The sequence below is a fragment of the Amycolatopsis pittospori genome (assembly GCF_013870525.1).
In the GTDB taxonomy this organism is placed as follows: Bacteria; Actinomycetota; Actinomycetes; order Mycobacteriales; family Pseudonocardiaceae; genus Amycolatopsis; species Amycolatopsis pittospori.
This window is the reverse complement of the sequence record NZ_JACBXD010000020.1, coordinates 95,772-114,295: the sequence shown is the minus strand read 5'-3', so window position 1 is coordinate 114,295 and position 18,524 is coordinate 95,772. Positions and strand designations below refer to the sequence as shown.

Sequence of the window (18,524 nt, the reverse complement as noted above, 5' to 3'; positions counted from 1 at the left end):
CAGCTCGACACCGCCTGGCTCACCGTGGCCGACGAGGTTTCCGAGCGCTTCGACGATCTCCCGCTGGTCTTCGGCGGCCGGTCCTCCGGAGCCCGCGTCGCCTGCCGGACGGCCGCGGCGGGGCAGGCGGTGGCGGTGCTCTGCCTGGCCTTCCCCGAGCATCCGCCGGGCAAGCCGGAGAAGACCCGGCAGGGTGAACTGGACGCCGTCGAGGTCCCCACCCTGGTGATCCAGGGCGAACGTGATCCGTTCGGATCGCCCAAGCCGGGGCACCACCACGAGATCGTCATGCTGAAGGGTGACCACAATCTCAGCGCCGACCTCGAAGGCGTGTCACGCGCGGCCGCCGAGTGGCTCCAGCGAGTGCTGCGGCCGCTCACCTGAGAGCCGGCGCCGCGCGTAGTGCACGGTGACCGCGGCAAGCAGCGGACCCCAAAGCAGCAGCGGGGCGTAGCAGGCCGCCATGACGACGCCGTAGACCGGCGACTCGTCCCAGCTCCCCGGCGACATCGACGAACCGGCCTCCGCCCAGCCGAACAGGGCCTGGACGCTGAGCGCGGTCAGGGCGATCGAGCCCGCGGCGGCCGGGACGATCGCGGCGAGAGGCGGGATCCGGCGGCCGCTCAGCCCCGGGATCCAGCGCGGCCACACCTCGCCCCACGGCCGGACGAGCCCCAGGGTGAGGAACGCGAGCGCCTCGGCGAGGAGGCTCAATCCGAAGACGTACGCCGTGCCCCAGCCGGGGATGCCGAATTCGGTCAGGCCCTGTTCGGTGAACCCGACCGGGATCTGCAGGCCCATCGCGACCCGCCACAGACCGGACGGCAAGGTCGCCAGCAGCGTCGCGTGCGCGGCGATGTTCGCCCACTTCGGTACGCCGGGCAGGGTGTTGGTCATCGCGTCGCTCCCCAGGGATCGTCTTTCGCTTACCGAAGACGATCCCGCAGGTGCGGCGCTCGATCTTCCCGCTCCGGACCGACCCCTCTCCCTCCCGGGAGTGAACCCCGCCGCGTTTAGTCCTCTGGATGCGGTCCTTGCACGCGCAACTACCGCATTCAGAGGACTAAACGCGGGAAGGGTGGGGTCAGGCGGCGATCGGGGCGACGACGGCGCCGGTGAGCCGCACCAGATCGGCGGGCGCGAGTTCGACCTCCAGGCCGCGGCGCCCGGCCGAGCAGTGCACGGTCTCGAAAGCCTCGGCGGAGGCGTCGATCACCACCGGGATCCGGCTCCGGTGCCCGAGCGGCGAGATACCGCCGAGGACGTACCCGGTCGCTCGCTGCGCGGCGGCGGGGTCGGCCATCTTGGCCTTCTTCCCGCCCGCGGCGGCCGCGAGGGCCTTCAGATCGAGCTGCCCGGTGACGGGGACCACGCCGACGGTCAGCTTCCCGTCGACTTCGGCGACGAGCGTCTTGAACACCCGGGCGGGGTCGAGTCCGAGCGCTTCGACGGCTTCGAGGCCGTACGACTCGGCTCGTGGATCGTGGTCGTAAGCGTGCAGAACATGCGTCACCTTCTGCTTCGCCAGCAGCGCCGTCGCCGGGGTTCCCTTGCCTGCCATGGGCGGAGTGTACGAACCCGAGGGAATGCATCACCGGTCGCCGCTGTTGGAACGCACGTGTCCACCACCCTCGAAGCTCCCCGAATCCTGATCCCGCGCACGCCGGGCGGCCAGGTGATCCGTCCGCGCGTAAACTCGGCGACGTCTCATGCGCACAAGCGCATCGACGCCGATCGGGAAGGGAACGGTTTGCCGAGCACGCAGAATCCTGCGCCGGAAACGGGCACGGACGCCGAAGAGGCGGCCGCGCGGGCCGAGCGCTTCGAGCGGGACGCGATGCCCCTGCTCGACCAGTTGTACTCGGCCGCCATGCGGATGACCCGCAACCCCGCCGACGCCGAAGACCTCGTCCAGGAGACGTACCTGAAGGCGTACGCCGCCTTCGCCTCCTTCAAGGCCGGTACGAACCTCAAGGCGTGGATGTATCGCATCCTCACCAACACCTACATCAACGGCTACCGCAAGCGTCAGCGGCAGCCGGTGCAGCAGCCCACCGAGGAGATCACCGACTGGCAGATCGCCAAGGCGGAGAGCCACACCTCCAGCGGGCTGCGCTCGGCCGAGGTCGAGGCGATGGACAATCTGCCGGACGTCGACGTCAAGGAAGCGCTGCAGAAGCTGCCCGAGGAGTTCCGTCTCGCGGTCTACCTCGCCGATGTCGAAGGTTTCGCGTACAAGGAGATCGCCGAGATCATGGACACGCCCATCGGCACCGTGATGTCCCGGCTGCACCGCGGCCGCGCCCAGCTCCGTGACCTGCTCGCCGACGTCGCCCGCGAACGGGGCTTCATCCGCGCCGGCAAACAGCAGGAGGTGGCGGGGCGATGAGCGAGGACTACTGCAGCGGCGCGGACGACAAGGTCAAGTGCGAAGAGGCCCTCGCCGACATCTACCTGCTGCTGGACAAGGAGTGCAGCGCGGAACGCGACGCGGCCCTGCGCAAGCACATCGAGGACTGCCCGCCGTGCCTCGAGGAATACGGCATCGACGAGCACATCAAGCAGCTGCTCGCCCGTAAATGCGGTGGCGACCACGCGCCGGACGACCTCAAGTCCCGCCTGCGGGCCTCGATCCGGCAGACCGTGCAGACCAAGGGCGCGATCACCATCGAGCGCACCGAGGTCACCATCGAACAGCGCTTCGAGTAGTCACCCCAGGACACACGAAGGCCCCCGTACCGGATCGGTGCGGGGGCCTTCGCCGTCTGATCGATGATCAGGAGTTGGGCTTCTTGCCGTGGTTCGCGCCGTTCTTCTTACGGTCGCGACGCTTGCGGGCGCGCTTCGACATGTTTCACTCCTCGTCCAGGTGGCCCGCGCGGGGTGGTACGACACCGCTGGGCCAGGGTCAACCTCTCCAGTGTGTCATGCGGCCCCCGGCCTGCTTGGATGGGGACGTGTCGACCCTCTCCGATCTGCTCGCCGAGAACACCGGCCTGTCCGGCGAAGCCGCGGACCACCTCCAGACCGTGGTGGCCGAATGGCAGCTGCTGGCCGATCTGTCCTTCGCCGACTTCCTGCTCTGGGTCGCGGTCTCCGAGGAACTCCAGCCCGACGGCGGCGACTTCGTCTGTGTCGCGCACGCACGCCCGACGACGGCGCCGACGGCCCATCCGGAGGACGTCGTCGGCTCCCGGTTCACCGTGGACGAGCATCCTCAGCTGGCGAAGGCGAGCCGCGAGGTGCGGATCTGCCGCGAAGAGGACCCCCATTGGTACCGCGACCTGCCGATGCGCCGCGAGGCCATCCCGGTGGTGTTCGGCGGGAACGTGATCGCCGTCCTCAGCCGCGAGACCAACCTGGCGGCTTCGCGCGTGCCGAGCCCGCTGGAGATCGCCTACCTCGGCAGCGCCGGTGACCTGTGCCAGATGATCGTCGACGGTACGTTCCCCAGCCCGGGGAACCAGACGGACACGCATACGAGCCCGCGCGTCGGCGACGGGCTCATCCGCCTCGACCCGACCGGCACGGTGGTCTTCGCCAGCCCGAACGGGTTGTCGGCCTATCACCGGATGGGGCACGAATCCGACCTCGTCGGGCAGCGTCTCGCACCGTTGACGAGGTCGCTCATCCGTGACCCGTTCGACGCGACCGAGGTGTCCCACCGGATCATCGAGGCCCTCGACGGCAAGCCCAGCAGCCGTACGGAGGCGGATTCGCGGCGCGGTGCCGTCGTGCTGTTCCGTGCGCTGCCGCTGCGCCCGGCCGGACAGGCCGCCGGAGCGCTGGTGCTCGTGCGCGACGTCACAGAGGTGAAGCGCCGCGACCGCGCCCTCCTTTCGAAGGACGCGACCATCCGCGAGATCCACCATCGAGTGAAGAACAACCTGCAGACGGTGGCCGCGCTGCTACGGCTCCAGTCGCGCCGGACCTCCAGTGAGGAGGCGCGACTCGCGCTCGGCGAGTCCGTGCGCCGGGTTTCGTCGATCGCGATGGTGCACGAGGCGCTGTCCATCTCCGTGGACGAACGGGTCGATCTGGACAAACTGCTCGACAACGTCCTGCCGATGGTCGGCGAAGTCGCGACGGCCGAGTCTCAGGTCGGGCTTTCGCGCAAGGGTTCGTTCGGCGTCGTCGTCGCCGAGATCGCGACGCCTCTGGTGATGGTGCTGGCCGAACTGGTCCAGAACGCCATCGAGCACGCGTTCCCCGACGGGCGGCCGGGCAAGGTCGAACTCGAGGTGGAACGGTCGGCCCGCTGGCTCGACGTCGTCATCCGCGACAACGGGCGCGGACTGCCTTCGGGGTTTTCCCTGGAGCGCAGCGACGGTCTCGGACTGCAGATCGTGCGGACCCTGGTGGAGTCGGAACTGCGTGGTTCCCTGTCCCTGCGCGGACTTCGCGGCGAATCCGAGGAGTCCCGCGGCCGCCGGGCGGGAACCGAGGCGGCGTTGCGCATCCCGCTTTCGCGCCGTCTCTAGTGGACTGTCCCTTGTGATCGTCCCTTGTGGACAGTCTTACCCGGACACGTTTAAGGGCCGGCGCCTGAAGAGAAGATGGCGCCGGCCCTGCAACGGTTCCGCGGGAGGACTTGAAAGTCCTGTGAAGCCGTACCCGCTCGGGGGCGTGTCGGCCTCGCTTGTTAAACTCAAGCCGGGTAGGTATCACCTCACGACGCGCGGCCATACAGCCACTGCGCCGCGGGATTTCCCGAAGCTTGGGGTGTTCTCTGCTTTTTTGCTCTGCGCTGTGGTGAAGCTGCTGAGTCTTGAAAGACTCAGGCGGAGGTACGCGTGCCGATGTGCGTACGACGGCGCTTCAGGGCCCGTCGCTCGTCCTCGCTCATCCCGCCCCAGACGCCTGCGTCCTGTCCACTGGCCAATGCCCAGGCCAAGCAGTCGGAAGCGACGGTGCAACGGTGGCACACGGATTTCGCCTGAGTTACCTGCGACAGAGCAGGACCGCTGGTTCCCACCGGGAAGAACAGCTCGGGGTCCTCGTCTCGGCAGGCCGCGTCATGGCGCCAGTCCATGTTTCTGAGCTCCTTCATAACGGCGCGGTACTCCGCGCCATAGTCGTCATGGCGGTCGTTTTTTTGGGTGCTTGTGAATGCTTTCACGAAGACCCGGTTTCGACAAGGGTTTTCTGAAGATCGGTGAGTCAGCTCACCCGGCCGAGCGACGCTCCTGACCTGCGGTTTCGTTCCGAAACGACCGCCCGAGGGGAAGGCCGATGCGGTGAGCGGAGGTTCTGCGTCGATGAGCGGCAGGTTGCACTTTGCCGCAGGCGATCAGAGGTCCGGTGCTCAGACGGTTACTGTCAGTGCGCCCGGAACGCTGAAGAACTCCACTCGCTTCCGCTGGCCGACGAGGTCGCCGTCCACCTGGAAGTTTACCGGTTCAGCAGCGTCGATGCGGATCATCGGCAGGTCATCGTGACGAAGGAGACGTCGTCCGCGTTGGTTGCTCTTCGTGAGCAATGCCTGCCGTACATGCTTGAACACGGTGGGCAATCGCAGACCGCTCAACGCGAATAGGCCCAATCCGGTGTCGAATGAGCTGCCCGGATTGAGGTGGACGGGACGGTCGCCCAGGTAACTCCATGGATCGGTGTTCGACACGAAAGCGGTCAGCACTTCGGTGGGCTCTTCACCCGGGATCCGGACCGTGAGGGGCGGACGCCCCAGCGGAGGCCGCATATGCGACGCGACGGCCGCCCTCAGATAGAGGCCCGCGGTGGTCTGCTTGCCCCGTCGCTTGGCGACGCGGCCGACGACATCGGCGTCCCAGCCCATGCCGGCGTTGAAGGTGAACCAATGGCCGTCGGCGAGTCCGAGGCCGACAGTGCGGCTTCGGTCGTTCTCGATGGCGTTGAGGAGCTGGTGCGTCGCTTCCACGGGATCGTGCGCGATCCCCAGTGCGCGGGCGAAGACGTTCGCCGAGCCGCCCGGCACCACGCCGAGCATGGGGACGTCGCCGATTTCCGCGGGATCGCCGTCGGCGTCCGCGAGCAGGCCGTTGACCACCTCGTTGACCGTGCCGTCGCCGCCGTGGGCGACCACCAGGTCGATCCCGTCCCGGGCGGCGGACCGCGCCACGGCCATCGCGTGGCCGCGGTAGTCGGTTTCCACCACGTCGAGCTTGACCTGGCTGGCCAGTGCATGCGCCAGCACGTCACGGCCACCGGCGGTGGTCGAGGTGGCCTGGGGATTCACGATGAGGATGGCACGCACAACCGCAGGGTAGGTGACTTCGGCCCGAAGAGGGGAGCGTCAGGTGACGCGAAGCTCAGCGCCGATGTCCTCATCGAGGCAGCACCGTATGACCCTGTGACGGGCGTCCCTCCTCACTACCGGCGAGTTACCGCGCGTCGTGACAAGTGCACCCGGGCCGACCGCCCGCTCATCGACGACACCTCGATTTTTCCCTCTCGGCGGCCAGGAGAAACCGGCCGACCGGGTGGCATACGATCGAAAGTGCTCACGTACGGTGACCCGCCCTGGTGCGGAGCCGTGTCCGGAAGCCTGGAAGGCTGTTTCGCCGTGTCCATCGCCGACAAGCTCTCGCCCGCGCCCCGTGAAGTCCGCTTCGCCGGGCTCATCACCGCGCTGCCGGGGCTCGCCCTCATCGTCTTCGCGGTTCTCCTGCTGATCAACGGCCAGGCCGGGCCGGAGAACCTGGTGGCCGAGGTCGCCTACTACCTCGTCCTCGCCGCCGGGACGCTCGCGTGTGCCGCCGGATTGGCGATGGGCAAGACCTGGGCGCGCTCGCCCGGCGTCGTCGTCGCGCTGATCCTGGTCGGCGTCGGCTGGTACGGCGCCGGCCCCTCGGGGCAGCCCGCCTGGGGCGTGCCGCTGGGGCTGATCGGCGTAGTCGTCATCGTGTTGCTGTTCCGCCGCCCGTCGCGGGCGTGGGCACTCGGGCTGCAGGAAGGCGAGACGGAGGAAGAGGCCGCCGAACGCGACGGTGCCGCCGGCCGGGCGGCGCGTCGCGAACGCGAGGAACGCGACTCCTAGACCTGGGCCGCGAGGGCTTTGAGCGGCTCGTCGGTGAGGCGGTCCACGGTCCATTCGTCCATCGGCACCGCGCCGAGCGACTTGTAGAAGCCTTGGGCCGGGTTCCAGTTCAGCACCGACCATTCGAGGCGGGCGTAGCCGCGCTCGACGCAGACCGCCGCGAGCGTGGCCAGCAGCGCCTTGCCGAGGCCGGAGCCGCGCTGTTCGGGGCGGACGTAGAGGTCTTCGAGGTAGACGCCGTGCACTCCGCGCCAGGTGGAGAAGTTGAGGAACCAGAGCGCGTAACCCACGATCTCGCCGTCGACCTCGGCGACGTGCCCGAACAGGGCCGGAGCCTCGCCGAACAGAGCCGTGCGCAGCTGTCCGGGGGTGAGGTGGCATTCGTCGGGCGCGCGTTCGAACTCGGCGAGGTCGTAGACGAGCCGGACGACGGCGTCGACGTCTTCCTCGCGGATGCGGCGGATTCGTTCGTCGGCCATTTCAGTCCTCGGTGGTGGGGAGCAGGTTGAGGTGTTCGATCTGGGGCTCGCCGCGTTCGTCGCCGAGTACCGCCACGCCGGCCGGGTCGAGTCCGAAGTGGACGCCGGCCGTGGACGGCAGTCCGATCCAGCGCGCGACCAGCACGCGGCTGAAGTGCCCGTGGCCGACCAGGATCACGTCCCCCTTGCCCAGTGGCTCGCGGACGCGGTCGATCAGCTTGTCGGCGCGGGCGTTGACGTCTTCCGCGCTTTCACCGCCGGGGATCGGGTGCGTCCAGACCGTCCACCCTGGAACGGTCTCGCGGATCACCGGTGTGGTGATGCCCTCGTAGTCGCCGTAATCCCATTCGGCCAGCTCTTCGGTGACTTCGTCGACGCGCAGGCCCGCCAGTTCGGCCGTCCGCTGAGCGCGGGTGCGGGGGCTGGAGAGGACGAGTGCGGGGCTGCCGCCGAGGACGGCGCGCAGGGTGCCGCCCGCCGCTCGGGCCTGCCCTTCGCCCGCGGGCGTGAGCGGGATGTCGGTGCGTCCGGTGTGCCGCCCGTTGACGGACCACTCGGTCTGACCGTGCCGGAGAAGGAAGAGCCGATGAGCCACGGTTGCGAATATAGCCTGCGGTCCGGTTATGCTACTGGCGAGTAACATGATGAGGAGACCGTGATGGCGCAGAACCAGACCTACGCGATGTGGACCCGGCTGGCCGGAAAACCGGTCGGGAAACAGCTCTTCTCCGCGGCGATGTGCCTGCGTGTGCCGTACTTCCGGACCGTGCTGCCGTCGGTGCGCGAACTGCGACCCGGCCGGTGCGAGGTCACGTCCCCGAAGTGGTGGGGTGTTTACAACCACATCAAGACTTTTCACGCGATCGCGGCATGCAACCTCGCCGAGATCTCCATGGGCATGCTCGCCGAGGCGACCGTCCCGACGACGCATCGCTGGCTGCCCAAGGGCATGACGGTTTCCTATGTGGCGAAGGCCGAGACGAGCCTGCGTGCCGTCGCCGAGCTGCCGGAGTTGCCGGAATTCGGCGACGAGGGCTTCGAGCTCCCGGTCCCGGTGACGATCACGGACACGCACGGGAAGACCGTCGTGACCGCGACCATCACCATCTGGGTCACTAAGAAGAAGTAGCCCACTGTCGCATTTAGTCCTCTGAATGCGGTAGTTCGACGTCTGACTACCGCAACCAGAGGACTGAACGCGGGTAGGCGCCGGGCGCCCCGCGCGTGCCCCCGGGACCCGCATCCCCGGGCGCGTTTAGTCCTCTGAATGCGGTCCTTGCGTGTGTGCAATCACCGCATTCAGAGGACTGAACGCGAGAGGTCAGAGGGGCTTGAACTGTACGTAGGTCACCTGCGTGAAGGTGTTCTTCCCGCTTGGTGACGGCAGGTCGAGCAGGTGGTCGGCGACGGGGGCCAGACGGCCGCAACCCGACGTGCCAGGCAGGGCGAGTCGCGTGTCGACGACGCCGAACTTCACGGTGGTCGGGTTCTGCGAGATCACCTCGAACGGCACCGCGGGGTCGTCCTTGACGATCGAGTGCAGCGGCGCGTCGAGGCTGCCGACCGTGCATCCCTTGGGCAGCAAGGGATGCCGCAGCACCGCGTAGAGGTCCAGTTCGCCGCGGCGCTCATCATTCGACAGGAAGTCGGAGTAGCCGCCGTACTTCAGCTGCAGGGTCGCGCCGAAGGTGTCGCGGATTCGGGCGGGCGCGTGGCGCAATTCGCCGAACACCTGCGCGTATTCGCCGTTCACCTTGCCTTCCGAGAATGTCAGCCGCATCTCCCCGAGTGGGATCTCGCGGCCGCCGATGGTCAGGATTCCCTGCGAGACAAAGGCTTCGCACCGCCAGGTGCCGGGGTCGGCGTTGGCGGGCGGGGCCGGGCAGGCGGAGAAGTCGAAGTCCGGCAAGGGGGACGGCGCCGCCGAGGCGGGTACGGGAAGGGCGACGATGGCTGCGGCGGACAACGCTGCGGCGGCCGCTGCGAGAAGACGTCTCATGACCGGAAAGAGTGGTCTGTCGCGGTCTGTGTCACATCGGGGAAGCCACCCAGGGGATCCCGGAAATCGCCACGTTCGAGTGAACATTAACGGTGTTTACCCAGCTGACGCGAATCTCCTTCGGATTCGGTCTTGAAGGTCCTGGAAGTGCCGGGTGATCATCGGCCCATGTCCCCGCTGACCCCGCTGATCCCACAGTCCTCGCTGTCGCGCCGCAAATTCCTCGGGTTCACCGCGCTCAACTCCGCCGCCGCTCTCGGGCTCACCACGATTTCCGCCGCTCAGGCCGCGGAATCGGCCGAATCGTCCTCGGGTTTCTCGCCCGCCGTGGTCATCGGCACCGGTTACGGCGCCGCCGTCACGGCGCTCCGCCTCGGCGAGGCCGGGATCCCCACGGTCATGCTCGAAATGGGCAGGCTGTGGAACACCGCCGGCTCCGACGGCAAGGTCTTCTGCGACATGCTCCAGCCGGACAGGCGCGCGATGTGGTTCAAGAACCGCACGCAGGCACCGCTCGCGTCCTTCCTTTGGCTGGATCTGGCGAACCGGGACATCGCGCAGTACCCCGGTGTCCTCGACAAGGTGAACTACGGCGACATGTCCGTGTACGTCGGACGGGGTGTCGGCGGCGGTTCGCTGGTCAACGGGGCGATGGCGGTGACACCGAAACGTTCGTACTTCGAGGAGATCCTGCCCGCGGTCGACGCGGACGAGATGTACGGAACGTACTTTCCCCGGGCCAACCAGGCCCTGGGTGTCAACAACATCGACCCGCGCTGGTTCGAAACCTGCCGGTCCTACAAGTACGCGAGGGTTTCGCGGAAGTCGGCGGCGCGGGCGGGCCTCAAGACGGTGTTCGTGCCCAGCGTCTACGACTTCGAATACCTGAAACAGGAGGAGGCGGGCACGGTACCGAGGTCGGCGCTCGCTTCGGAGGTCATCTACGGCAACAACCACGGCAAGCGGTCCCTCGACAAGAGCTATCTCGCGGCCGCGCTGGGCACCGGCAAGGTGACGATCAAGACGCTGCACCAGGTTCGCGGGATCATCCGTCAGACCGATGGCACCTACGTCCTGACCGTCCACGAGACCGCCGAGAACGGCGCCGTCGTCGCGAGGAAGCAGCTCGGCGCCAAGTACCTGTTCCTCGGCGCCGGCAGTCTCGGCTCGACGGAGTTGCTGGTGCGGGCCCGGGAGACCGGGACGTTGCCCGATCTGAACGACGAGGTCGGACAGGGCTGGGGGACCAACGGCAACGTGATGCTGGGCCGCGCCAACCACGCCTGGGACCTCGGCGGCTCGCTGCAGTCGGGGATGCCCGCGCTCGGCATCGACGCGTGGGACGACCCGGTGAACCCGGTCTTCGCCGAGGTCGCGCCGGTGCCGGCCGGGATCGAGACCTGGCTGAGCCTGTACCTGGCGATCACGAAGAATCCCGAACGCGGTCACTTCACCTACGACGCCGCCAGTGACTCCGCGAGGCTGCGGTGGACCGCTTCGCAGGGGAAGCCGTCGATCGACGCGGCGAAGTCGTTGTTCGACAAGGTCAACCGAGCGAATCGCACGATCTACCGGAGTGACCTGTTCGGCGACACCCGGTCGTTCGAGAACCGGTTCACCTATCACCCGTTGGGAGGATTGGTGCTGGGTAAGGCCACCGACCTGTACGGCCGGGTGAAGGGCTACCGGAATCTCTACGTGACCGACGGTTCCCTGATCCCCGGCAGTACCGGGGTCAACCCGTTCGTGACGATCACCGCGCTGGCGGAGCGGAACGTGGACCGAGTGCTGCGGGAAGACGGCCTGCGCTAGCCCCTCGCCCGCAACGTCTCGTAGTACGCGACGCATTCGTCGTACCGAGGCAGCAATCCCTGCTCCAGTGCCTCTTTCAGGCCAGGCGCTTCAGTGTCCTTTTCGGACAGAACGGGTTCGATGTCCTGCGGCCACGGCAGTGCGAGGTCGGCGTCCATCGGGTTGATGCCGTGTTCGCCTGTCGGGTTGTACGGCTCCGAGCAGATGTAGGCCATCACCGTGTCGTCTTCGAGCGCGATGAAGGCGTGGCCGAGGCCTTCGGCGAGATAGACCGATTTGTACTCGGTGCCGTCGAGGAGCACGGACGTCCATTCACCGAACGACGGCGAACCGACGCGCAGGTCGACGATCACGTCGAGCAGTGAACCGCTCGGGCAGTACACGTATTTCGCCTGCCCGGGCGGGGTGTCCGCGAAGTGCACGCCGCGGATCGTCCCGCGCCGGGAAACGCTGGTGTTGGTCTGCGCCAGGCGAAGCGGATGTCCCACCGTCTCGGCGAAGAGCTCCCCCTGGAACGGAGCCACGAACAAGCCGCGGTGATCGGGGAAAACGCGAGGGGTGAACTCGAAGGAATCGGGGATGCTGAGGCGCCTGGCTTGCATGCGCATCATGCTAACGGGCGTTCCCAAACCGGATGGACGTCTTGCAAAACCTCTTTTGAGCTGCGGAAAGAAGGGCCTCTTTGTGACATCAACCGCACCAGAGGGGCACACTGGTCCGTAGTCCTGTCACAATGATCTGACCGCTGCGTCCGCGGCCGTCGCCACACCCACGGCACCGATGGCCGAATGGACGCTTCGCCGACAGGCCGGCGCTACCGCGCTGGGCTGCCGTGTCGGAGGACGAGTTACCCCAGGTGGCCGGGCCATGCCCTTTTCGGCCTGCCCATCTACCAGTTCCCCCGCTCGCAGTCCCAGGAGAATTCCAGTGACCTACGCACGAATCGAGACTTCGCCGTCCCCAGATACGGCGGAAGCAATGACGGGAACCACGATGACCACGCCAGTGACGGACACCGAGATCTTCGCAGGACACGAGGGCGGCAAGCTCTCCGTGGCCGCGACTCGCCCGATCTCCTCGCCCCGTGACCTCTCGGTCGCGTACACGCCTGGGGTGGCGAAGGTGAGCCTGGCGATCGCCGAGGACGCGGCCAAGGCGAAGCGGTACACGTGGGCGGACAGGCTGGTCGTGGTGGTCAGCGACGGTACGGCGGTGCTCGGTCTCGGTGACATCGGCGCGAGCGCTTCGCTGCCGGTCATGGAGGGCAAGTCGGTCCTGTTCAAGACCTTCGGCGGGCTCGACTCGATCCCGCTGGTGCTCGACACCACCGACGTCGACGAGATCATCGAGACCCTGGTCCGGCTGCGCCCGTCGTTCGGCGCGGTGAACCTGGAGGACATCTCGGCGCCGCGATGCTTCGAGCTGGAGGACCGCCTGAAGGAGGTCCTCGACTGCCCGGTCATGCACGACGACCAGCACGGCACTGCGATCGTCACGCTGGCCGCGCTGCGCGGTGCGAACGAGGTCCTCGGCAAGGACATCTCCGGCCAGCGCGTGGTCGTTTCGGGAGCGGGCGCGGCGGGTGTGGCCTGCGCCAAGATCCTGCGGAACGCCGGCGTCGCGGACGTCACCGTGCTCGACTCGCGCGGCATCATCCACGAAGGACGCGAGGGCCTGAACCCGATCAAGCAGAAGCTGGCCGAGACCACAAACGCGGCCGGCCTGCGCGGAGGCCTCGGCGAGGCGCTGAAGGGCGCCGACGTCTTCCTGGGCCTGTCCGGGGCGACCATCGACGAGTCCCTGCTGGCCGGGATGGCCGACGACGCCATCGTGTTCGCGCTGTCCAACCCGGACCCCGAGGTTCACCCGGCCGCGGCGTCGCGGTACGCCAAGATCGTGGCGACCGGGCGCAGCGACTTCCCGAACCAGATCAACAACGTGCTGGCCTTCCCCGGTGTCTTCCGCGGCGCCCTGGACTCCGGCGCGCGGGCGATCACCGAGAACATGAAGCTGGCCGCCGCCGACGCGATCTTCTCCGTCGCGCAGGACGACCTGGGCCCGGACCGCATCGTCCCGAGCCCGCTGGACCCGCGCGTCGCGCCCGAGGTGGCCGCCGCGGTCGCGAAGGCCGCCGAGGCCGACGGCGTGGTGTGACCGGCCCTTTCACGCTCGCGAACGCGTTATGAAAGGTCCGTTCATAACAGATCTTGTTATGAACGGACCTTTCATAACGTCCTGAGGCGGTGCGGTCAGGCGAGCAGTTCGGTGAGACGGTGTCGCGGCAGGTCGATCAGCCGCGCGTCCGTCAGGTCGGACGGGACGTCCAAGGAGACGTTCGCCAGCCGCGCGTGCGCCCTGGTCAGCAGCTCCTCGGGATGCTCGACGGAGTCCGCGACGACGATCGCGTGCCGGTTGTCCGGGGTGCTCCGCAGCAGCCGCAGCTTGTACTTCGCCCCGACCAGCCGGTTGAGCGCGCCCTGCGCCTCGGCGTTCGTCAGATCCGGATGCGAGTTCGGGACCAGCAGTGCCAGCCGCCGGGCGTTGGTGCCGAGCAGTGTCCGCAGCAGCCACGGGCCGGGGTCGGCCGAGAGGTCCATCGCGACGGCGTCGCCCTCCGGTCCGGACACGGACCAGTCGACCGGCCGCGACTCCAGCGCCAGCCCGCCCTCGGTGGCGATCTCGTGCAGCTTGTCGAGCAGCGACGGCTTGGCCGCGCCCGCGGATTCCACGGACTGCGGTCCGTGCGTGTAGATCGCGGACTTCCCCTTGCCTCCGCGGTTCTTCTTCGACTTCGCGGTCGGCTGGCAGACGTAGAGGTCCGCCGCGCTCCCGATCGCCTGCGCCCCGAAGTAGCGGTTGAAGTCCGGCAGGATCGCTTCGAAGGTCAGCCCGAGCGTCGCGAGCGCGCGCTGTACCTGTGCGCCCAACGCGGGATGCCGGGGGCTGTAGCCGTAGGCGAGCAGCAGTCGTCCGTCCGAGGGTTCGGTGAGCGCCTGGACCCCGCGCGCCGCGAACAGCCCCATTCCTTCGGGGGTGTAAGGCGGATCACTGAACACGAGATCCATCCGGCCGGTCACCGAGGGTGGCAGTCCGACGCGCAGATCCGTGTGCAGCGTGCGGATCGACCGCTCGCTCAGTTCGTCGATGTAGGCCAGCACCCGGTCGTCGAGGTCGACGACGGTGAGGTCCGCGTCGGGACGTAGTGCGCGTACGGCCAGCGATGTGAGGTCATGGTCACCGAGGAAGAGCAGCTTCGCGGTACCGAGGTCGTACCGCTCGTCCAGCCACAGCGCGCGGTTCAGCACGGTCTCCGGCGTCGCCTGCACGTGGTCGAGCGCGGCCAGCGGCGGCGGCACGTTCTCGACGTAACTCGTGATGGTCTTCAGCAGGTCGGGATCGGTTTTCCGGTCCTTCGCCTCGAAACGCGCGTACTTCTCGCGGGCTGCCGGGGCCAACCGGAGGCGGGAGCCGTCCCGCTCGAGGTCGTCGCCGAGCGCGTTCAGGACGTCTTCGACACTCCGGCGTGGCGCGGTGCTGATCCGGACCAGTTCGCCGAGGTCACGCCAATCCGTCCGGAGCAGGGAAATCACCTGATGGAGCGGTCGCACGTGGACACCGTGCGCCGCGAGGACGTCGTCGACGAGAGAGCTCACAGCGGGCAGCCTAGTGACCCGCTCCCTGAGACACCGTGCCAACAGGCAGGATCTGGGCTACGGTTTTTCGACCAGACATGGGGAGAGACACGTGACTATCGAGTTCCGTGGCGTGACCAAGCGGTATCCGGACGGGACGGTCGCGGTCAACGACCTGAACCTGACCGTGGAGGACGGCACGATCACCGTCTTCGTCGGGCCGTCCGGCTGCGGCAAGACGACGTCGCTGCGGATGATCAACCGCATGGTCGAGCCGACTTCGGGTGCCGTGCTGCTCGACGGCAAGGACGTCAGCGAAGGGGACCCGGCGCTGCTGCGCCGCGGTATCGGCTACGTCATCCAGCACGCCGGACTCTTTCCACACAGGACGGTTCTCGACAACGTCGCCACCGTGCCGCTGCTGTCCGGCTGGGACAAGGGCAAGGCACGCAAACGCGCGGCCGAGCTCCTGGAGACCGTCGGCCTGCCCGCGGAACTCGGCAAGCGGTACCCGGCACAGCTTTCCGGCGGCCAGCAGCAGCGCGTCGGCGTCGCCAGGGCGCTCGCCGCGGATTCGCCGGTGCTGCTGATGGACGAGCCGTTCTCCGCCGTCGACCCGATCGTCCGCGAGGAACTGCAGGACGAGTTGCTGCGCCTCCAGTCGCAGCTGGGTAAGACGATCGTGTTCGTCACCCACGACATCGACGAGGCCGTGCGCCTCGGCGACAAGATCGCGGTCCTCCGTGTCGGAGGTGTGCTCGCGCAGTACGGCACGCCGTCGGATGTGTTGCGTCACCCCGTCGACGACTTCGTGGCGTCGTTCGTGGGCAAGGACCGCGGCTACCGCGGCCTCTCTTTCCTTTCGGCGGACGGAATCGTCGTCGAGGACGTCGAGCGCGTCGAGGTCGGCAAGCCCGTCACGGGTCCGGCCGAAGCCTGGCGGGTCGCCGTCAACGCCGACGGGCAGCCGCGTGGCTGGCTGCGGCCCGAGTCCACTGTGGACGGCGAGCTGGCCGAGAGCGACCTCGTCGCGGGCGGATCGCTGTACGTGCAGGGGACCCCGGTCCGCGGCGCGCTCGACGCGGCGCTGTCGTCGCCCGCGAGTCTCGGCGTCGTCGTCGATTCCGGCAACAAGGTCCTCGGCGTGGTCAGAGCCAAACAAGTTCTCGAAGTGATCGAAGCGCTGCCGCTGGGTTCCTGATGGGGGACTTCTTCGCGGAACTAGGCCGCTACCTCGGCAGCGCCAACAACCGCTCGCAGTTCTTCGGCGACCTGCTCGACCACATCTACCTTTCCCTGGTCCCGCTGGTGCTGGGCCTGGTGATCGCGGTGCTGGCGGGCTGGCTCGGCCACCGGTTCGCCGCGGTGCGCTCCGTACTGCTGGTGGTGTCGAACCTGCTGTACACGATCCCGTCGCTGGCGTTGTTCGTGGTGATCCCCGGCATCATCGGCTCGAAGATCCTCGACAGCGTCAACGTCATCGTCGCGCTGACCGTCTACACCGCCGCCCTGCTGGTGCGCCCGGTACTGGACGCGCTCGACGCCGTCCCGCCGCATGTCGTCGCGGCGGCGACCGCCGTCGGCTACAAACCCGCGCGCAAATTCCTCACCGTGGAACTGCCGCTTTCCGTGCCGGTGCTCGCGGCCGGCGTCCGGGTGGCCTCGGTCAGCAACATCAGCCTGGTCAGCGTCGGCGCGCTGATCGGCACTGGCGGGCTCGGCGTGCTCTTCACCGACGGTTTCCAGCGCGAGTACTTCTCGCCGATCGTCGTCGGCATCGTCGCGACGCTGCTGCTGGCGCTGATCGTCGACCTCTTGCTGGTGCGGCTACGTGATCTCCTCACACCCTGGGACCGGGTGGCGACCACGGCGGGGGCGAAATGATCGGCGACGTCCTGAGCTGGTTCGGCGATCCGGCCCATTGGCAGGGCACGGACGGCATCCTCAACCGGCTTCTGCAGCATCTCGGCTACACCTTGCTGGCGCTGGTCTTCGCGCTGATCATCGCGATCCCGCTCGGGCTCTACGTCGGGCACACCGGCCGCGGCGCGGTGCTCCTGGTGAGCGGCGGCAACGCGATCCGCGCGCTGCCGACGCTGGGCCTGGTGACCTTTCTCTTCCTGCTCTTCACCGAAAGCGAGATTTCGACGATCATCGGGCTCGTGGTGCTCGCGATCCCGCCGATCCTCGCCGGGACGTACGCGGGACTGCAGGCGACCGATCACGGCGTCGTCGACGCGGCGCAGGGGATCGGGATGACCGGCTGGCAACGCCTGTGGAAGGTCGAGGTGCCCATTTCGCTGCCGCTGGTACTCGGCGGGGTGCGGAACTCGGTGCTGCAACTCGTGGCGACGGCCGCCGTGGCGGCGTACGTCGGGCTCGGCGGCCTCGGCCGGTTCCTGCTCGACGGACTGGCCATTTTGGACTATCCGCAGGTGGTCGCGGGCGCCGTCCTGACCACATTGCTCGCCGTCGTGCTGGACCTCGTCCTGGCAGGCGTCCAGCGGGCGCTGGTACCCAAGGGAGTACGGCTGGCGCAGGCCGCGAGCGGGAAGAAGGCGAAAGTATGAGGCGGACGGTGGCGGCACTGTTCGCCGGGATCGCTTTGCTGGCAACGAGCTGCGGTAACCCGCTCGCCGGTGGAGCCGAGGGCGGCGCGACCGGCGACATCATCATCGGCGCGTCCGACGTCGGGGAAAGCCTTCTGCTGGCCCAGATCTACGCCGGCGCGCTGCGCAACGCGGGAGCGGAGAACGTCACCGTGCGCCCGCCGGTCGGCAGCCGCGAGGTCGTCGTCAAGGCATTGCAGGACAAGTCGCTTTCGGTGGTTCCGGACTACAGCGGGAACCTGCTGCGCTACTTCGATAAGGAGACGCAGGCGACCACACCGCAGGACGTCTACACGCAGTTGAAGCAGAAGCTGCCATCCGGGTTCGAGGTGCTCGAACAGGCGCCGGCGGAGGACAAGGACCTCCTGGTGGTGCGGAAGGAACTCGCCGATTCCGGCGTGAAGACCTTCTCCGACCTCGGCGCGCGCTGCAAGGACCTCGTCTTCGGGGGTCCCGGCCAGTGGAGCAGCCGCTGGAAGGACAAGATCAAGACGCTCTACGGCTGCGAGTTCAAGGAGATCCGGACGACCGACACCGGCGGCCCGGTCACGGTCGCCGCGCTGAAGTCCGGGGACATCCAGGTGGCCGACCTGTTCAGCACGTCTTCGACGATCGCCGCGAACGGGTTCGTGCCGCTGCGGGACGACAAGAACATGTTCCCCGCGCAGAACATCGTGCCCCTGGTCGCGAAGGGGACGCTTTCGCCCAAGGAGGTCGACGCGCTGAACCGGGTTTCGGCGGCGCTCACCACCGATCAATTGACAGAATTGAACGTCCAGTTCAGCGAGGAGAAGCGCAACCCGCTCGACGTCGCCGAGGAGTTCCTGCGCCGCAACAACCTCCTCGCGCCCTCCTGACCCACGCGTTTAGTCCTCTGGATGCGGGTCAGGCGGCAGGATCCAGTCACGCCTCGCCGGCAACGGGTCACGCCCATCACCTGAGCACCGCCTGGCCGAAGTGGTCGTGAGTGGCGATTCG

General features: G+C 67.9%; 22 protein-coding genes. 12 read left to right on the top strand and 10 right to left on the bottom strand.

Features of this window, described 5'->3' with window-relative positions; all coding sequences use genetic code 11:
• On the top strand, positions 1–384 hold a 384-nt coding region (locus H5J31_RS14300; RefSeq protein WP_328701483.1), incomplete at its 5' end, for an alpha/beta hydrolase family protein.
• On the opposite strand, the gene H5J31_RS14295 is transcribed toward H5J31_RS14300, so the two are convergent.
• Together H5J31_RS14295 and ybaK are read right to left on the bottom strand one after the other, a co-directional pair.
• Positions 334–897, bottom strand: coding sequence for a hypothetical protein (locus tag H5J31_RS14295; RefSeq protein ID WP_181773030.1), 564 nt, complete (start codon positions 895–897; stop codon positions 334–336). The two genes, H5J31_RS14300 and H5J31_RS14295, sit on opposite strands and share 51 nt — an antisense overlap.
• Before the next feature lie 187 nt (positions 898–1,084).
• Entirely contained in the window at positions 1,085–1,561 is a 477-nt protein-coding gene (ybaK, locus tag H5J31_RS14290; protein WP_181773029.1) for a Cys-tRNA(Pro) deacylase, read from the bottom strand.
• Positions 1,562–1,750: 189 nt separating this feature from the next.
• Here ybaK and H5J31_RS14285 point away from each other — a divergent pair, with 189 nt between their 5' ends.
• Positions 1,751–2,389, top strand: a complete 639-nt coding sequence (locus H5J31_RS14285; RefSeq protein WP_181773038.1) for a sigma-70 family RNA polymerase sigma factor — start codon at positions 1,751–1,753, stop codon at positions 2,387–2,389.
• Positions 2,386–2,709: a mycothiol system anti-sigma-R factor gene (gene rsrA / locus H5J31_RS14280; protein ID WP_181773028.1), complete on the top strand. Its 324-nt coding sequence runs from the start codon at positions 2,386–2,388 to the stop codon at positions 2,707–2,709. Before H5J31_RS14285 ends, rsrA begins: the two co-directional genes overlap by 4 nt.
• 67 nt (positions 2,710–2,776) lie before the next feature.
• On the opposite strand, the gene H5J31_RS40555 is transcribed toward rsrA, so the two are convergent.
• A complete protein-coding gene (locus tag H5J31_RS40555) occupies positions 2,777–2,851 on the bottom strand; it encodes a 50S ribosomal protein bL37 (protein ID WP_369299112.1) in 75 nt (24 codons plus the stop codon).
• A 106-nt stretch (positions 2,852–2,957) separates the two neighbouring features.
• Here H5J31_RS40555 and H5J31_RS14275 point away from each other — a divergent pair, with 106 nt between their 5' ends.
• Complete coding sequence (locus H5J31_RS14275; RefSeq protein WP_181773027.1) at positions 2,958–4,481, top strand: sensor histidine kinase; 1,524 nt, start codon at positions 2,958–2,960, stop codon at positions 4,479–4,481.
• Between the two features lie 296 nt (positions 4,482–4,777).
• Here H5J31_RS14275 and H5J31_RS14270 read toward each other — a convergent pair whose 3' ends face one another.
• A complete protein-coding gene (locus H5J31_RS14270) occupies positions 4,778–5,032 on the bottom strand; it encodes a WhiB family transcriptional regulator (protein WP_026466945.1) in 255 nt (84 codons plus the stop codon).
• Positions 5,033–5,305: 273 nt separating this feature from the next.
• Positions 5,306–6,232 (bottom strand): diacylglycerol/lipid kinase family protein, encoded by a 927-nt coding sequence (locus H5J31_RS14265; protein ID WP_181773026.1) that lies wholly within the window; start codon positions 6,230–6,232, stop codon positions 5,306–5,308.
• 279 nt (positions 6,233–6,511) lie between these two features.
• Here H5J31_RS14265 and H5J31_RS14260 point away from each other — a divergent pair, with 279 nt between their 5' ends.
• Positions 6,512–7,015, top strand: a complete 504-nt coding sequence (locus H5J31_RS14260; protein ID WP_328701482.1) for a hypothetical protein — start codon at positions 6,512–6,514, stop codon at positions 7,013–7,015.
• On the opposite strand, the gene H5J31_RS14255 is transcribed toward H5J31_RS14260, so the two are convergent.
• On the bottom strand, positions 7,012–7,494 hold the full coding sequence (locus H5J31_RS14255) for a GNAT family N-acetyltransferase (protein ID WP_181773024.1): 483 nt from the start codon (positions 7,492–7,494) through the stop codon (positions 7,012–7,014). The genes H5J31_RS14260 and H5J31_RS14255 overlap by 4 nt on opposite strands.
• 1 nt (position 7,495) lies before the next feature.
• Positions 7,496–8,089 (bottom strand): acid phosphatase, encoded by a 594-nt coding sequence (locus tag H5J31_RS14250; protein ID WP_181773023.1) that lies wholly within the window; start codon positions 8,087–8,089, stop codon positions 7,496–7,498.
• A 63-nt stretch (positions 8,090–8,152) separates the two neighbouring features.
• Between H5J31_RS14250 and H5J31_RS14245 the strand changes: the two genes are divergently transcribed.
• Complete coding sequence (locus tag H5J31_RS14245; protein ID WP_181773022.1) at positions 8,153–8,623, top strand: hotdog fold domain-containing protein; 471 nt, start codon at positions 8,153–8,155, stop codon at positions 8,621–8,623.
• 192 nt (positions 8,624–8,815) lie between these two features.
• On the opposite strand, the gene H5J31_RS14240 is transcribed toward H5J31_RS14245, so the two are convergent.
• The gene (locus tag H5J31_RS14240; RefSeq protein WP_181773021.1) at positions 8,816–9,493 is read right to left on the bottom strand and encodes a hypothetical protein; all 678 of its coding nucleotides are present in this window, start codon (positions 9,491–9,493) and stop codon (positions 8,816–8,818) included.
• 168 nt (positions 9,494–9,661) lie between these two features.
• Here H5J31_RS14240 and H5J31_RS14235 point away from each other — a divergent pair, with 168 nt between their 5' ends.
• Positions 9,662–11,305: a GMC oxidoreductase gene (locus H5J31_RS14235; RefSeq protein ID WP_181773020.1), complete on the top strand. Its 1,644-nt coding sequence runs from the start codon at positions 9,662–9,664 to the stop codon at positions 11,303–11,305.
• Here the strand turns inward: H5J31_RS14235 and H5J31_RS14230 are convergent.
• A complete protein-coding gene (locus tag H5J31_RS14230; protein ID WP_181773019.1) occupies positions 11,302–11,907 on the bottom strand; it encodes a dTDP-4-dehydrorhamnose 3,5-epimerase family protein in 606 nt (201 codons plus the stop codon). The two genes, H5J31_RS14235 and H5J31_RS14230, sit on opposite strands and share 4 nt — an antisense overlap.
• A 376-nt stretch (positions 11,908–12,283) precedes the next feature.
• On the opposite strand from H5J31_RS14230, the gene H5J31_RS14225 reads away from it, so the two are divergent.
• The gene (locus H5J31_RS14225) at positions 12,284–13,459 is read left to right on the top strand and encodes an NAD(P)-dependent malic enzyme (protein ID WP_181773018.1); all 1,176 of its coding nucleotides are present in this window, start codon (positions 12,284–12,286) and stop codon (positions 13,457–13,459) included.
• Between the two features lie 95 nt (positions 13,460–13,554).
• Here H5J31_RS14225 and H5J31_RS14220 read toward each other — a convergent pair whose 3' ends face one another.
• Entirely contained in the window at positions 13,555–14,958 is a 1,404-nt protein-coding gene (locus H5J31_RS14220) for a bis-aminopropyl spermidine synthase family protein (protein WP_181773017.1), read from the bottom strand.
• A gap of 91 nt (positions 14,959–15,049) precedes the next feature.
• Here H5J31_RS14220 and H5J31_RS14215 point away from each other — a divergent pair, with 91 nt between their 5' ends.
• From H5J31_RS14215 to H5J31_RS14200, 4 genes are read left to right on the top strand one after another with little or no spacing between them, the layout of a single operon-like run.
• Positions 15,050–16,138, top strand: coding sequence for an ABC transporter ATP-binding protein (locus tag H5J31_RS14215; protein ID WP_181773016.1), 1,089 nt, complete (start codon positions 15,050–15,052; stop codon positions 16,136–16,138).
• Positions 16,138–16,821 (top strand): ABC transporter permease, encoded by a 684-nt coding sequence (locus H5J31_RS14210; RefSeq protein WP_181773015.1) that lies wholly within the window; start codon positions 16,138–16,140, stop codon positions 16,819–16,821. The genes H5J31_RS14215 and H5J31_RS14210 overlap by 1 nt, the downstream gene beginning before the upstream one ends.
• A complete protein-coding gene (locus tag H5J31_RS14205; protein ID WP_181773014.1) occupies positions 16,818–17,507 on the top strand; it encodes an ABC transporter permease in 690 nt (229 codons plus the stop codon). Before H5J31_RS14210 ends, H5J31_RS14205 begins: the two co-directional genes overlap by 4 nt.
• Positions 17,504–18,403 (top strand): ABC transporter substrate-binding protein, encoded by a 900-nt coding sequence (locus H5J31_RS14200; RefSeq protein ID WP_181773013.1) that lies wholly within the window; start codon positions 17,504–17,506, stop codon positions 18,401–18,403. The genes H5J31_RS14205 and H5J31_RS14200 overlap by 4 nt, the downstream gene beginning before the upstream one ends.
• The last annotated feature ends 121 nt before the right edge of the window (positions 18,404–18,524 follow it).

Coding starts and splice junctions, on each gene's coding strand:
- H5J31_RS14295 (WP_181773030.1), bottom strand. CDS start 897: ATGACCAACACCCTGCCCGGCGTACCGAAGTGGGCGAACATCGCCGCG.
- ybaK (WP_181773029.1), bottom strand. CDS start 1,561: ATGGCAGGCAAGGGAACCCCGGCGACGGCGCTGCTGGCGAAGCAGAAG.
- rsrA (WP_181773028.1), top strand. CDS start 2,386: ATGAGCGAGGACTACTGCAGCGGCGCGGACGACAAGGTCAAGTGCGAA.
- H5J31_RS14270 (WP_026466945.1), bottom strand. CDS start 5,032: ATGGACTGGCGCCATGACGCGGCCTGCCGAGACGAGGACCCCGAGCTG.
- H5J31_RS14255 (WP_181773024.1), bottom strand. CDS start 7,494: ATGGCCGACGAACGAATCCGCCGCATCCGCGAGGAAGACGTCGACGCC.
- H5J31_RS14245 (WP_181773022.1), top strand. CDS start 8,153: ATGGCGCAGAACCAGACCTACGCGATGTGGACCCGGCTGGCCGGAAAA.
- H5J31_RS14240 (WP_181773021.1), bottom strand. CDS start 9,493: ATGAGACGTCTTCTCGCAGCGGCCGCCGCAGCGTTGTCCGCCGCAGCC.
- H5J31_RS14235 (WP_181773020.1), top strand. CDS start 9,662: ATGTCCCCGCTGACCCCGCTGATCCCACAGTCCTCGCTGTCGCGCCGC.
- H5J31_RS14230 (WP_181773019.1), bottom strand. CDS start 11,907: ATGCAAGCCAGGCGCCTCAGCATCCCCGATTCCTTCGAGTTCACCCCT.
- H5J31_RS14225 (WP_181773018.1), top strand. CDS start 12,284: ATGACGGGAACCACGATGACCACGCCAGTGACGGACACCGAGATCTTC.
- H5J31_RS14210 (WP_181773015.1), top strand. CDS start 16,138: ATGGGGGACTTCTTCGCGGAACTAGGCCGCTACCTCGGCAGCGCCAAC.
- H5J31_RS14205 (WP_181773014.1), top strand. CDS start 16,818: ATGATCGGCGACGTCCTGAGCTGGTTCGGCGATCCGGCCCATTGGCAG.
- H5J31_RS14200 (WP_181773013.1), top strand. CDS start 17,504: ATGAGGCGGACGGTGGCGGCACTGTTCGCCGGGATCGCTTTGCTGGCA.